Below are 12,599 nucleotides of genomic sequence, written 5' to 3' on the forward strand. Positions count from 1 at the left end.
CGCTACACCACAGTGGAGAGCAGTGTGGCGGCGTTGCCGGCCTCGGTCGCGGTGTAGGCGGCGACGGTGCCGGCGGACGATGCCGCGATGCCGCCGTAGACGGTGGCGAGCTCGGCCACCGAGGTGGTGTAGCTGGTCTGCGCCGCGGTGAACGCGGCCAGGAAGTCCTGTCCGATCAGCCCCAGCGCGGGATTGAGAGCCGCGACGTTGGCCGCGGCGTTGACCGAACCCGCCGTAGCGACGGAGATCCCGATACCGGCGTTCGCGGCCCCGAAGGCCGCGATCGCCGAGTTGATGGCCATGAACATGTGCTTGCCTCTCGATTCGGTCGTCTAGAAGTTGGACGCACGGACGGGCGATTCGGATCCCGGTTCGGCGAAATCGGTGTGAAAACGTTCCATCACGGCACCCCGCCGGGCCGCCACCTCGCGCGCCGCGACGGCACACGTGTCGACGATCCGGCGGCCGAGTACGGCACCGTCGAGCCGGAGCGCCGCCGGCGTCAGCGTGAGCCCGACCAGGGCGCACACGCCGTCGAGCTCCACCCGGACCGAGCCGTCAGGGCTGGACACCGTGACCCGGACCTCGTCGAGATCCTCACTGGCCGTGCGCATGACACCCAGCTGGTGGACGACGCGGGCCTCGATGCGATCCATCTCCGCGCTCATCTCAGCCCCTCCGCAGCCAGCTGTCGATCCCCTCGTCCACCACGGCCGACGGCGTCCGGGGCGGCGGCTCGGGTAATCGCAGCGCCCGTAACACCGGCTCCGCGACGCCCGCACGCTCGAGCTCCGCGCGGCGCGCCAGCCCCGCCGAGGTGGCCGCCTCGGCGCACAGCCGGACGATCGCGTTCGCGAGTTCCTGCGGCTCGCGGCGCAGCTCACCGGGTTCGATGGTGATCTGCAGTGGCGTGCCCTGATCGTTCGCGCGCACCCGCAGCCCGCCGTTGGTCGACGTGGCGATACTCATGAATTCCCCCTTGTCCGTGTCTCCCCCAAGACCCGAAGCGATGTCACCGTAACCCCGATCCGGGGCGCGCGCCGGACGAATCGGGCGAATCGCTCGGATCCGCGCGCACGGACCTGACCGCGCGCTCGCACGGACCGGCCAGTGGCGCGGCCGTGCGCCCCGCTTCGCACCCCACACTGAGCTGCGCATCGTCGGCGACGACGACGTACCAGTCCACGATCCGGTCGGCGGCGAGCCGCTCGCGATAGCCGATCACGTCACGACCGGCGACGGTACCCGCCGGATCCAGATCCGAGATCCGCTGATCGTCACGACGATCGAGTGCGGTGCGCAATTCAGCTGCCACCGTCGCGCGATCGGTGGGCGCGCGCAGCCGGGTATGGACCACCGTGACCCGGCGGCCGTCGCCGGCTTCGGCAACGCGGCGCCCGCGCGCGGGTTCGGTGATGGTCCAGCCGCGGGGCAGGTCGACGACGGTGCCGTCGAAGGCGACCTGCTGGAAGGCCTCCGGCGGGTTCACCGGCCGTTCGGGTGTGCTCGGCGCACCGGTGGGCAGACAGGCGACAGCAGCGGCGGCGACACCGACCACACCGGCGACCGCGACGCCGATCCGCAAGGCGCCGCGGTGGTTCCGCTCCGGCTCGCCCGGGTCCGGCTCGGGCCCGGGCTCCCGTGCCGGCCGGGTGAGGAGCGGCTCCGAGGCGGTAGGGTCGATCCGCACCACCCGCCAAAGACCCGCTGCCGCAAGGGCCTCGCGCACCACCGCCTCGATATCCGGCGGAGCATCGATGAGGGCCTGATCGACATCGTCGTCGAGCACCGCCCGGGCCGCGGTCGCGGGGTCGGGGTGGGAGGCCGCGGCGACGGCGCGCCAGTGCCCATCGACGAGGTCGAGGACGTGTGCCTGTGCCACCGGAGCGCGACACTCCACGACGAGGGCGCGGCGGCAGTACAGCACGCCTCTGGAACGGACCAGCGCCTCCGCGCGGGCGATGACGGTCGCATCCGCACCGAGCGCCGCGGTCGCCGTCGCCACGATGCCCCGTCGGGGCGCACCGAAGACGCTCGGTGCGAGGACCGTCCAGCCCCGCACCGGAGGTCCGCCGGACACCGCTTCGGACAACCATCCGGTCCACCGGCGCACGGACTCGGCGGGCGCGACGAATTCGGCCACGTCGGCGGGCGCGCTGATCGTGCGCACGGCACCGTCGACCCCGTGGATGTACCAGTCGTCCCCCGCGCAGTCGATGACGATGCGCTCCGGGTCCCCCAACCCGATCATGCGACGGAGGGTAGCGCGCTATCGGTCGGCGGGGGCGGTTTCCGCGACTTCCCGTGCCGCTTCCTCGCGGCGGCGGGCCCGGCGGCGGGTGATCACGGTGATCGCGATCGGCACGATGATGGTGATCGCGGAGCCGATGAACAGCACTTCGAGGTTGTCGCGCAACAGCGGGATACCGCCCAGGAAATAGCCCAGGAGCACGATCCCGTCGCACCACAGCAGCGAGCCGAGCACCGAGAACAGGGTGAACTTGCGGTGGTCCATCTTCGAGAACCCGGCCAGCACCGGCACCAGGGTGCGCACGATGCCGATGAACCGGGCGAACAGCACCGTGAACGGCCCGTACTTGTCGAAGAACTCGTACGTCTTATCGACGGGTCCCTGGCCGATGAAGTTCATCACCCGGCCGCGCATCACCTTCGGCCCCGCATATCGGCCGATCGCGTATCCGCATTGGTCGCCGACGATCGCGGCGAGCGGCAGGAACACCAGCAGTTGCCACAGCTGAGCGAAGGGCTGCGGCTGCGCGGCGAAGATGCCCGCGGTGAACAGGATCGAGTCGCCCGGGAAGATGAAGCCCACCAACAGACCGGTCTCGACGAAGATCAGCACGATCAAGCCGATCAGGCCCGCGGACCCGAGGAAGCCGGTGACATCGAAGGGGTTCACGCCATCCGAGTATCCAGGGCACGTGCGACCGCACCGTGAACTCAAGGCAAACGTCTGTCCGGACGTCCCAGCGCGCGCCTGGCGTCCTCGTCGCCCGCACCCCCGACGACTTCCGCGGTCTAATCTCCGCAGCAGCCGCCCGCGGCGCCGTCGACCTCGCGTTTCTCGCGGGTGATCCGATTCCGCTCGGCGAGTTCATCGTCGGCGGGGTAGTCGACCCGGACCAAGGTGAGCCCGCACGCCGCGGCCACGTTGATCGCGCTGGAACGCTCGCGCTCGTCGAGCAGCCCCGCCACCCATTCCACGGAACGTCGCCCCTCCCCCACGGCCGCGACGGCGCCCACCAGGGACCGCACCATCGACCAGCAGAAGGCATCGGCCGAGACCTCGGCGGTGCACACCCCGTCGGCGTCCCGGCGCCAGGCGAAGCGCTGTAGCTCCCGCACCGTGGTCGCACCCTCCCGGCGCCGGCAGAACGCGGCGAAATCGTGCAGGCCCAGCAGGGCATCGCTCGCCGCCTGCATCCGCTCCACGTCGACCGGCCGCCGCCACGGCGCGGTGTCCCGGGCACGCAACGGATTCGCGCCGTACGGAGCGTCGGTGAGCCGGTACTCGTAGTGCCGGCGCAGCGCCGAGAAGCGCGCATCGAACTCGGCGGGTGCCTCGGCGATCGCGGTGACCCGCACATCCTGCGGCAGCATCCGCGCGAGCCGGCGCACCAGGCCCTCGGGCAGGGCCAGATCGGTGTCGACATGCGCGACCTGCCCGGTGGCGTGCACGCCCGCATCGGTCCGGCCGGCCACGGTGAGCTGCACGGGTGTGCGCAGAACGGTGCCGATGGCCTCCTCCACCACACCGCACACGGTGCGCCGCTCCGGCTGGCGGGCCCAACCACTGAAGTCAGTTCCGTCGTAGGCGATGTCGAGGCGATAGCGAGTCATGTCGCGGTCAGACTCTACCGGTGGCGAGTCACGCTCATCGCCGGTGCGGGCCACGATCGACGCCGTCGTCGCGGCGACGCGCACCTGACCCGCACGTACGTAGCACCGGATGCAGCGGAAGTCCCAGGTCGCGCTATGGGCTAACGCTGTTGAGTCGGGAAGGGCGGGGTGAGAGACGACGAAACCCGCCACACCTGGCGGTGCGGCGGGTTTCGTTGTGGTGCTTTACTCCGAGTCGGTCTGCTGCGACTTGGGCAGCGAGTAACCGGCGGCCTCGGCGGCGGCGTCGTCGGCGAACCAGATCTCGGCGACCGTCGAGTCGAAGAACCGGGTACCCGGCTTGTGGTACAGCTTCGAATCGGCGTTGCCCTTGATCGGGAAGCCTTCGGGAGCCTCGTTCGGATCCTCCAGCGGCGCATGCGCACCGGCCGGCAGATCCGAAGCCTCGGAAGCGTCAGCCTCCGAGCCCTTCGCGGACTCCGTGATCTCCTCCGCCTCGACGGCGGCGGACTTGGCGGCTGCCTGCGAGGCGGCGACGCGGGTGGCACGCGACGCCTCGGTGGCGGCGAGCTGCTCGGTCACGATCTCGATGACGGCCATGGGGGCGTTGTCGCCCTTGCGGTTCTCGGTCTTGATGATCCGGGTGTAGCCGCCCTGACGGTCGGCGACGGCCGGAGCGATCTCCGCGAACAGCACGTGCACGACGTCCTTGTTGCGGATCTCCTTCATGACCTCGCGGCGGTTGGCCAGCTTGCCGTGCTTGGCATGGCTGATCAGCTTCTCCGCGTAGGGACGCAGGCGCTTGGCGCGGGACTCGGTGGTCTCGATGCGGCCGTGCTCGAAGAGCGCGGTCGCGAGGTTCGCCAGAATGTGCTTCTGGTGCGAGGCCGAGCCGCCCATGCGGGCGCCCTTAGTGGGCCTAGGCATTGTTTCTCCTGTGGGGTGTTGACGAGCTTGTCAGCTCAGAGCTGCTCGGTCTCGGCGTAGTCCTGATCGCCATCGGCGTCGCCCGAGAACGACGGCTCGTCGCTCCAGGTACCGGTGGCCGGGTCGTACCCGTCGACCTGCGACGGATCGAACGACGCGGGGCTGTCCTTGAGGGCCAGACCCAGCGCGTGCAGCTTGACCTTGACCTCGTCGATCGACTTCTGACCGAAGTTGCGGATGTCGAGAAGGTCGGACTCGGTGCGGGCCACCAGCTCGCCCACGGTGTGCACACCCTCGCGCTTGAGGCAGTTGTACGAACGCACCGTGAGGTCGAGGTCCTCGATCGGCAGCGAGAACGCCGCGATGTGGTCGGCCTCGGCCGGCGACGGTCCGATCTCGATGCCCTCGGCCTCGACGTTCAGCTCGCGAGCGAGGCCGAACAGCTCCACCAGGGTCTTACCGGCCGAAGCCAGCGCGTCCCGCGCGGTCATCGAGTTCTTGGTCTCGACGTCGAGGATCAGGCGATCGAAGTCGGTGCGCTGCTCGACACGGGTGGCCTCCACCTTGTAGGTCACCTTGAGCACGGGCGAGTAGATCGAGTCGACCGGGATACGGCCGATCTCGGCGCCCGACGCCTTGTTCTGCACGGCCGGCACGTAGCCGCGGCCCCGCTCGACGACGAGCTCGATCTCGAGCTTGCCCTTGTCGTTCAAGGTGGCGATGTGCAGATCGGGGTTGTGCACGGTGACCGACGCCGGGGGAACGATGTCGCCCGCGGTGACGGCGCCCGGACCCTGCTTGCGCACGTACATGGTGACCGGCTCGTCATCCTCCGACGAGACGACCAGGCCCTTGAGGTTCAGGATGATGTCGGTGACATCCTCCTTCACGCCCGGAACCGTGGTGAACTCGTGCAGCACGCCGTCGATGCGGATGCTGGTCACGGCTGCGCCCGGGATGGACGACAGCAGCGTACGGCGGAGCGAGTTGCCCAGCGTGTAGCCGAAGCCCGGCTCCAGCGGCTCGATGACGAACTTCGAGCGCGCGTCGGAGATGACCTCTTCGCTGAGCGTGGGTCGCTGCGAGATGAGCATTGAGTTTCCTTCTCTCTGGGCGTCCGCTATTTGACGCCCGTTGATGGCCTCCGGCGGCGAATCCGCCGACAGGCCTGCACTACTTACTTCGAGTAGTACTCGACGATGAGCTGCTCCTGGAACGGAACGTCGATCTGCTCACGCTCGGGCACGCGGTGCACGAGGATGCGCAGGGTCGACGGAACCACCTGGAGCCACGCCGCCGGGGTCCGCTCGCCGACGGTCTCCCGGGCGATCTGGAACGGCGTGGTGCCGAGCGACTTCGGACGGACGTCGATGATGTCGTACTGCGAGACGCGGTACGAGGGAACATCCACGCGGACGCCGTTCACCGTGAAGTGACCGTGGGTCACCAACTGGCGGGCCTGACGACGGGTACGGGCCAGGCCGGCGCGGTACACGACGTTGTCGAGGCGGGTCTCGAGGATCTGCAGCAGAGCATCGCCGGTCTTACCCGAGGCGGTCTTGGCCTCCTGGTAGTAGCGGGAGAACTGCTTCTCCATCACGCCGTACAGGAAGCGGGCCTTCTGCTTCTCCTTGAGCTGCAGCAAGTACTCGCTCTCCTTGACCCGGGCGCGGCCGTGCTGGCCGGGCGGGTAAGGACGACGCTCGAAGGCCTCCGAGCCGCCGACGAGGTCGACGCCCAGACGACGGGACTTACGGGTGACAGGGCCGGTATAACGAGCCATGGTTTCTCTCTCCTACCTTCCCTAGACCCGGCGCCGCTTGGGCGGACGGCAACCGTTGTGCGGCTGCGGGGTCACATCGGAAATCGTGCCCACCTCGAGGCCTGCGGCCTGCAGCGAGCGGATGGCGGTCTCGCGACCCGAACCCGGGCCCTTGACGAAGACGTCGACCTTCTTGACGCCGTTCTCCTGCGCCTTGCGGGCGGCGTTCTCGGCAGCGAGCTGCGCGGCGAACGGGGTGCTCTTACGCGAGCCCTTGAAGCCGACGTGGCCCGACGACGCCCACGAGATGACGTTGCCGGCGGGATCGGTGATCGAGACGATCGTGTTGTTGAACGTGCTCTTGATGTGGGCGTGGCCGTGCGGGACGTTCTTCTTTTCCCGGCGACGCGAAGCGCCCTTCTTGGCGCCGGAAGCGGCGCGCGACTTGGGAGGCATTACTTCTTCTTTCCGGCGATGGTCTTCTTCGGACCCTTACGGGTGCGAGCGTTGGTCTTGGTGCGCTGGCCACGCACGGGCAGGCCACGACGGTGGCGGATGCCCTGGTAGCACTGGATCTCGATCTTGCGACGGATGTCGGCCTGCACCTCACGGCGCAGGTCACCCTCGACCTTGTAGTCCGTGCCCTCGATGAAGTCACGGAGCTTGGTGAGGTCCTCGTCGCTGAGGTCCTTGCTGCGCAGATCCGGGCTCACGCCGGTAGCGGTCAGAATCTCAGTCGCGCGGGTACGGCCGATGCCGTAGATGTAGGTCAGTGCGATCTCCATGCGCTTCTCGCGCGGGAGATCGACACCCATGAGACGTGCCATTGTTGGCGTTTCCTTCTTCTTCGTCGGAGGTCTGCTCCCCGTCCGTCCTCGGTGGTTCCGGCGCTTTCACGCCGGCCGAGGCCCCGGCCTCCGCGCCGGGGGTCCTACAGGGGCTCGTCTGCCCCCGCTGGTGCGGAGAGTTCATCAAAACTGCAGTTCAAGCGGCGAACCGCTCAAAGCGCGGGTGATCAGCCCTGACGCTGCTTGTGGCGCAGGTTGTCGCAAATCACCATGACCCGACCGTTGCGGCGGATCACCTTGCACTTCTCGCAGATCGGCTTGACGCTGGGGTTGACCTTCACGTCAGTCCTATCCCTTGTGTTCAGTGTTTTTCGGCGCCGCACCGGGAGCCCGGCACAGCGTCACGGCGCACGCGAAGACCCGCGCACGCACGCGATGATCCAGTGTACGCGCCGAAGCCCGCGCGCCCAAATCCGCGGAGGTGGGCATCGTGCTACCGTCTGGATCGTCATCGCTCAGCGGGAGATCTGCGTCCCGTCGCACTGGACTGACGCCCCGAAGACGTAAAGGACCAGCATGCAGTTCTCCGTCGCCCGGCGCCTCGGCGTCGTGGCCGCCGCTTCCCTCGGTGCCGCCACATCCGTGCTGATCGCCGCCGGCCCCGTCGCCGCCGCCCCGAACATCGTGATCGGCCCCGGCTCCGAGATCGACGTGGTGCAGAAGGAGACCGACAAGGGCATCGAGGTGCAGGCGTGCACGCTCGGCGTCATGGCCCTCACTCCGGACGGCCGCCGCGTCGGCGTGACCGCCGGACACTGCGGCAACGCCGGCCAGACCGTCGCCGTTCCGGTGCCCGGCCGCGATCGCACCATCGCCGACGTCGGCAAGGTCGAAAGGTCGGCGTCCCCGCGGATCTCCGACGACGACCGCGTCATCGACCCGAACGAGCCCGACTGGGCCACCCTGGCGTTCAAGCCGGGCGTGCCGCTGACCAACCGGCAGGGCACCGTCAACCCGCGCATCGTCGGCCGCGCCGTGGTAGGCGATCAGGTGTGCCGGCAGGGCCGGACCACCGGCTGGCAGTGCGGCAGGGTGATCGACGTGGCCGGCAACCGCATCCTGTCGGATGTGCGCAGCGATCACGGCGACAGCGGCGGGCCGCTGATCCGGATGGCCGACGGTGCCGTGCTCGGCATCGCGACCAGCTCGTTCAAGGACGGCAGCTCGGCCGGCCAGTCCCAGTACTTGGATCTCGGCTTCATCTTCGGCGCGGCCGGCGGCCTGCGCCTCGCGGTCTGACCCGCCGCCGAGGACTCGCGACGAGAAAAGGCCCACCCCGCCGGGGTGGGCCTTCGTCGTCTGCGCGCTACCGGATCACTTGTACCGGTACACGATGCGCCCGCGGGTCAGGTCGTACGGAGAGAGCTCCACGACGACCCGGTCCTCGGGCAGAATACGAATGTAGTGCTGTCGCATCTTGCCGCTGATGTGGGCGAGCACCTTGTGCCCGTTCTCCAGCTCGATGCGGAACATTGCGTTGGGGAGCGGCTCGACGACGCGGCCCTCCACCTCGATGGCTCCGTCCTTCTTCGCCATACCCTCCACGATCCTGTGTCTTGGTCCCAGTGCCGGTTGCACCGGGAATGCGGCGCCGATGATGTACCGAACGCCGCGCTACCTGCCCATTCTACTCGCTGACTACTCGTCGGACGAATCCCGGCCGAAACCCGTCGTCGGCGCCACCCCACCCTTCACCAGGTGCAGCGCGGTCTCGACCGAGTCGGGCACGAAGTCGCCCGGGTCGGCGGCGACCGCCGCCAGCAGGTCGGAACGCGTCATCCATTCACCGCCGGACACCTCCTCCGGCTGCCAGACGATCGCACCGTCGTAGGTACAGACGTACTGGAAGCACACGAACCGGGTCATCGGATCGGCGTAATCGGCCGTACCGACCCGCACCAGCTCGACGCCGTGCACCCCGAGCTCCTCGAAGGCCTCCCGCGCGGCACCGTCGTCGGGCGACTCCCCTGCCAGGAGCACCCCACCCGCGCAGAAGTCACGCAGACCGGGGTAGACGTCCTTGACCGCGGTGCGACGGTGCACGTAGATGCGGTCGGCGCTGTCGAAGACCAGGATCGCAGTGGTGCCGTGCCGCAGGTTCGCGGCACGCACCCGAGTGCGGGTCGCCGCACCGTACGGGCGCCCCGCGTCGTCGTAGAGCGCCACCACCTCATCGCCGGCCATTTCCCTACTGTATGAGCCAAAGTCTTTACGGTGAGCGGCGGTTGCACTTGGATCGCACCCATGAGTACTCCGGACAGCCCCGCCTGGCACTTCGAGACCACGCAGATCCACGCCGGGCAGACGCCCGACGGTGCGACCAACGCGCGTGCGCTCCCGATCTACCAGACCACGTCGTACACGTTCAACAACACCGATCACGCCGCGGCGCTGTTCGGGCTGGCCGAGCCGGGCAACATCTACACCCGGATCATGAACCCGACCCAGGACGCGGTCGAGCAGCGGATCGCCGCTCTCGAGGGCGGCGTCGCGGCGCTGCTCGTGGCGTCGGGCCAGGCCGCCGAGACCCTCGCGATCCTCAACGTCGCGGAGTCGGGCGACCACATCGTGAGCTCCCCCTACCTGTACGGCGGCACCTACAACCTGCTGCACTACACGCTCGCCAAACTGGGCATCGAGGTCACCTTCGTCGAGAACCCCGACGACCTGGAACAGTGGCGCGCCGCCGTCCGCCCCAACACCCGCGCCTTCTTCGCCGAGACGATCGCGAACCCGCGCGGACACGTGCTCGACGTGGCCGGCGTGGCCGGTGTCGCGCACGAGAACGGCGTACCGCTCATCGTCGACAACACCGTGGCCACCCCGTACCTGCTCAACCCGCTCGCGCACGGCGCCGACATCGTGGTGCACTCGGCCACCAAGTACCTCGGCGGCCACGGCTCGGCGATCGGCGGCGTCATCGTGGACGGCGGGAAGTTCGACTGGACGCAAGGCCGGCACCCGAACTTCACCACGCCGGACCCGTCGTACCACGGCGTCGTCTTCGCCGACCTCGGCGAGCCCGCCTACGCGCTCAAGGCCCGCGTGCAGCTCCTGCGTGACCTGGGCCCGGCGATCTCCCCGTTCAACGCCTTCCTGCTGTCGCAGGGGATCGAGACGCTGAGCCTGCGGGTGGAGCGGCACGTCGAGAACGCGCAGAAGGTGGCCGAGTTCCTCTCCGGTCAGGACGGCGTCACCGAGGTCATCTACGCCGGGCTGCCCTCGTCGCCGTACTACGAGCGCGCGAAGTCGCTGCTGCCCAAGGGCGCCGGCGCCATCGTCGCCTTCGAGCTGTCCGGCGGCGTCCCCGCGGGCAAGGCCTTCGTGGACGCCCTGCAACTGCACAGCCACGTCGCGAACATCGGCGACGTCCGCTCGTTGGTGATCCACCCGGCCTCGACGACCCACTCGCAGCTCACCGAGCAGGAGCAGCTCGAGGCCGGCGTCACGCCGGGCCTGGTGCGCCTCGCGGTGGGCATCGAGCACATCGACGACATCCTCGCCGATCTGCGGGTGGGCCTCGCCGCCGCGGCATCAGCGCAGGTTCCCGCCGCGGCCGGCGCGTCGTAGGGGGCACGTGATGCGCGCGCTGCGGTGGCTGGGGCACGCGATCCGGACCGTCCTCACCGACGACGGCCCCTGGACCACCGCGGTGCGCCGCGGTTGCACCTAGCCGCGACTAGTTCGAGCTCTCCAACGCTGCCCGCACCTGCCGCTCCAGAGCGACGGTTGCGGGCAGCGGTAGGTTGAGCAGGCCCTCGAGTTCCTTCCGGGCCCGCTGGTAGGCCTGCTGCCGCTCCGCCCCGGTGGCGCCGCCGTTGAGGGCGACGGCCAGGAGCCGCTGTGCCCGGGCCAGACGCTCCTGCTCCATCGGATCGAAGTCACCGCGGCGGCGGCGCTGCGCCTCCTGCTCGGCCACATCGAATGCGGCGGCGTAGGCGTGTACCGCGTTCCGGTACTCCTCGATGCCGGTGCTCTGCTCCGGGGTCGCGGGACGCAGGAGGTCGGCGCGCCGCTTGGCGGTGTGGAATTCGACGGTGAGCGGCTCGCGCAGGTCGATCATCATCGGATAGTCGAGGATGGTCGCGAGATCGGTCTCGTACTCGAACCAGCGGGTATCCACCGCATCGTGTTCGGCGGTGACGCGTTCCAGCTCGCGTTTGGCCTGCGCCGCGTCGATCCGGCCCATTCCCTTGGCCTGCGCCATCGCGACCTTGGTCTCCTGCTTGATGCGGTAGCGCTCCAGGCGGCGGTTCGCGCGACGCTCGTTCCAGGCCGCGACGCCCTTCGCACCGGCGCTGATCGAGCCACCGAAGACGAAGAACAACCACCAGTTGTGTAGCAACCACTCCACGCAGCCAGCCTAGCGCGAAGTTTCGGGCCGTTCGGGTGCCGCGAACAGCACCCGAACGGCCCGACACGACTACTCGTTCGCGACGACGAGGTCGTAGACGTACCGGGCCAGCCCCGGCGCGACATCCTCGTAGTGCTGACGGAACCGCGGATCGTCGACGTACATCCGCGCCACGCACACGTGCATGGCGTGATCGCAGTCGTACCAGCGATTGATGCCCTCGCGGTGTCGCTCGGCCAGCGCGTTCGCCTCCGGCGAGCCCGGGACGACGCCGCGCGCAAGCGCGTCGGCCAGTGCCGCCTCCAGGGCATCACCCTCGGCCTTGAGCCGCTTCCAGTCGTCCTTACTCAGCTTCGCGGTGCGCTCGGCGCTCTGCTTCCAGGCGTCGGTGTCGCCCCAGCGCTGCTCCGCCTCCTCGGCGTAGCCCTCGCCGAGCCAGTCGTGACCGAAGATCTCGGCCTGGTCCTCAGCGCTGAGCGTGATTCCGCCCCTCTTCCTGTTCATCATCTCCTCCACAGCCGCGACCATCCGGTGCAAACGGTCGATCCGCTCGGAGAGCAGCTTGCGCTGCTCCTCCAGGTGCGCCATCGCATCGGCGGACGGATCGTCGAGCAGGGTCGCTATCTGCTCGAGGGGGAAGCCCAACTCCCGGTACGTCAGTACCCGGTGCAGACGCTCGACATCGGCATCGGAGTACACGCGGTATCCCGCGCCGGTGCGCCCCGAGGGCGGCACCAGCCCGATGTCGTCGTAGTGATGCAGCGTGCGAACACTCACTCCGGTCAGGCGCGCGATCGCGCCCACCGTGTGGAATTGCTGCTTCCCGTCGTTCACACCGATCACCTTC

The 12,599-nt window shown here is 69.0% G+C and carries 18 protein-coding genes; 2 read left to right on the top strand and 16 right to left on the bottom strand.

Annotated features, from left to right (window positions below; translation table 11 throughout):
• Positions 1 to 2: 2 nt before the first annotated feature.
• The 12 genes from TPAU_RS16865 to rpmJ form a co-directional block, all read right to left on the bottom strand.
• The gene (locus TPAU_RS16865; protein ID WP_245537807.1) at positions 3 to 302 is read right to left on the bottom strand and encodes a hypothetical protein; all 300 of its coding nucleotides are present in this window, start codon (positions 300 to 302) and stop codon (positions 3 to 5) included.
• Between the two features lie 30 nt (positions 303 to 332).
• Positions 333 to 668, bottom strand: coding sequence for a YbaB/EbfC family nucleoid-associated protein (locus TPAU_RS16870; protein ID WP_013127960.1), 336 nt, complete (start codon positions 666 to 668; stop codon positions 333 to 335).
• 1 nt (position 669) lies between these two features.
• Positions 670 to 969: a hypothetical protein gene (locus tag TPAU_RS16875; protein WP_013127961.1), complete on the bottom strand. Its 300-nt coding sequence runs from the start codon at positions 967 to 969 to the stop codon at positions 670 to 672.
• 43 nt (positions 970 to 1,012) lie between these two features.
• The gene (locus TPAU_RS16880) at positions 1,013 to 2,251 is read right to left on the bottom strand and encodes a type VII secretion-associated protein (RefSeq protein ID WP_013127962.1); all 1,239 of its coding nucleotides are present in this window, start codon (positions 2,249 to 2,251) and stop codon (positions 1,013 to 1,015) included.
• 18 nt (positions 2,252 to 2,269) lie between these two features.
• Positions 2,270 to 2,920 carry a DedA family protein gene (locus tag TPAU_RS16885; protein WP_013127963.1) on the bottom strand — a complete coding sequence of 217 codons (651 nt, stop codon included), beginning with the start codon at positions 2,918 to 2,920 and terminating at the stop codon, positions 2,270 to 2,272.
• A gap of 119 nt (positions 2,921 to 3,039) precedes the next feature.
• Positions 3,040 to 3,861, bottom strand: a complete 822-nt coding sequence (gene truA, locus TPAU_RS16890) for a tRNA pseudouridine(38-40) synthase TruA (protein ID WP_013127964.1) — start codon at positions 3,859 to 3,861, stop codon at positions 3,040 to 3,042.
• Positions 3,862 to 4,086: 225 nt separating this feature from the next.
• A complete protein-coding gene (gene rplQ / locus TPAU_RS16895) occupies positions 4,087 to 4,788 on the bottom strand; it encodes a 50S ribosomal protein L17, sunset domain variant (protein ID WP_013127965.1) in 702 nt (233 codons plus the stop codon).
• Positions 4,789 to 4,823: 35 nt separating this feature from the next.
• Complete coding sequence (locus TPAU_RS16900; protein ID WP_013127966.1) at positions 4,824 to 5,882, bottom strand: DNA-directed RNA polymerase subunit alpha; 1,059 nt, start codon at positions 5,880 to 5,882, stop codon at positions 4,824 to 4,826.
• Between the two features lie 83 nt (positions 5,883 to 5,965).
• Positions 5,966 to 6,571 carry a 30S ribosomal protein S4 gene (gene rpsD, locus TPAU_RS16905; RefSeq protein ID WP_013127967.1) on the bottom strand — a complete coding sequence of 202 codons (606 nt, stop codon included), beginning with the start codon at positions 6,569 to 6,571 and terminating at the stop codon, positions 5,966 to 5,968.
• Positions 6,572 to 6,592: 21 nt separating this feature from the next.
• Positions 6,593 to 7,006: a 30S ribosomal protein S11 gene (gene rpsK, locus TPAU_RS16910; protein ID WP_013127968.1), complete on the bottom strand. Its 414-nt coding sequence runs from the start codon at positions 7,004 to 7,006 to the stop codon at positions 6,593 to 6,595.
• On the bottom strand, positions 7,006 to 7,377 hold the full coding sequence (rpsM, locus tag TPAU_RS16915) for a 30S ribosomal protein S13 (RefSeq protein ID WP_013127969.1): 372 nt from the start codon (positions 7,375 to 7,377) through the stop codon (positions 7,006 to 7,008). Before rpsM ends, rpsK begins: the two co-directional genes overlap by 1 nt.
• A gap of 188 nt (positions 7,378 to 7,565) precedes the next feature.
• Positions 7,566 to 7,679 (bottom strand): 50S ribosomal protein L36, encoded by a 114-nt coding sequence (gene rpmJ / locus TPAU_RS16920; protein ID WP_013127970.1) that lies wholly within the window; start codon positions 7,677 to 7,679, stop codon positions 7,566 to 7,568.
• A gap of 235 nt (positions 7,680 to 7,914) precedes the next feature.
• Between rpmJ and TPAU_RS16925 the strand changes: the two genes are divergently transcribed.
• On the top strand, positions 7,915 to 8,637 hold the full coding sequence (locus tag TPAU_RS16925) for a S1 family peptidase (RefSeq protein ID WP_013127971.1): 723 nt from the start codon (positions 7,915 to 7,917) through the stop codon (positions 8,635 to 8,637).
• A gap of 75 nt (positions 8,638 to 8,712) precedes the next feature.
• Here TPAU_RS16925 and infA read toward each other — a convergent pair whose 3' ends face one another.
• Both infA and TPAU_RS16935 read right to left on the bottom strand, forming a co-directional pair.
• A complete protein-coding gene (infA, locus tag TPAU_RS16930; RefSeq protein WP_005140011.1) occupies positions 8,713 to 8,934 on the bottom strand; it encodes a translation initiation factor IF-1 in 222 nt (73 codons plus the stop codon).
• A gap of 102 nt (positions 8,935 to 9,036) precedes the next feature.
• Positions 9,037 to 9,582, bottom strand: a complete 546-nt coding sequence (locus TPAU_RS16935) for an NUDIX hydrolase (RefSeq protein ID WP_013127972.1) — start codon at positions 9,580 to 9,582, stop codon at positions 9,037 to 9,039.
• 60 nt (positions 9,583 to 9,642) lie between these two features.
• On the opposite strand from TPAU_RS16935, the gene TPAU_RS16940 reads away from it, so the two are divergent.
• The gene (locus tag TPAU_RS16940) at positions 9,643 to 10,968 is read left to right on the top strand and encodes a bifunctional o-acetylhomoserine/o-acetylserine sulfhydrylase (RefSeq protein ID WP_013127973.1); all 1,326 of its coding nucleotides are present in this window, start codon (positions 9,643 to 9,645) and stop codon (positions 10,966 to 10,968) included.
• 109 nt (positions 10,969 to 11,077) lie between these two features.
• Here the strand turns inward: TPAU_RS16940 and TPAU_RS16945 are convergent, their stop codons facing one another.
• Both TPAU_RS16945 and TPAU_RS16950 read right to left on the bottom strand, forming a co-directional pair.
• Positions 11,078 to 11,752, bottom strand: coding sequence for a hypothetical protein (locus TPAU_RS16945; RefSeq protein WP_013127975.1), 675 nt, complete (start codon positions 11,750 to 11,752; stop codon positions 11,078 to 11,080).
• Between the two features lie 69 nt (positions 11,753 to 11,821).
• Positions 11,822 to 12,586, bottom strand: a complete 765-nt coding sequence (locus TPAU_RS16950) for a MerR family transcriptional regulator (RefSeq protein ID WP_013127976.1) — start codon at positions 12,584 to 12,586, stop codon at positions 11,822 to 11,824.
• Positions 12,587 to 12,599 lie beyond the last annotated feature (13 nt).

This window comes from Tsukamurella paurometabola DSM 20162 (assembly GCF_000092225.1).
Lineage (GTDB): Bacteria > Actinomycetota > Actinomycetes > Mycobacteriales > Mycobacteriaceae > Tsukamurella > Tsukamurella paurometabola.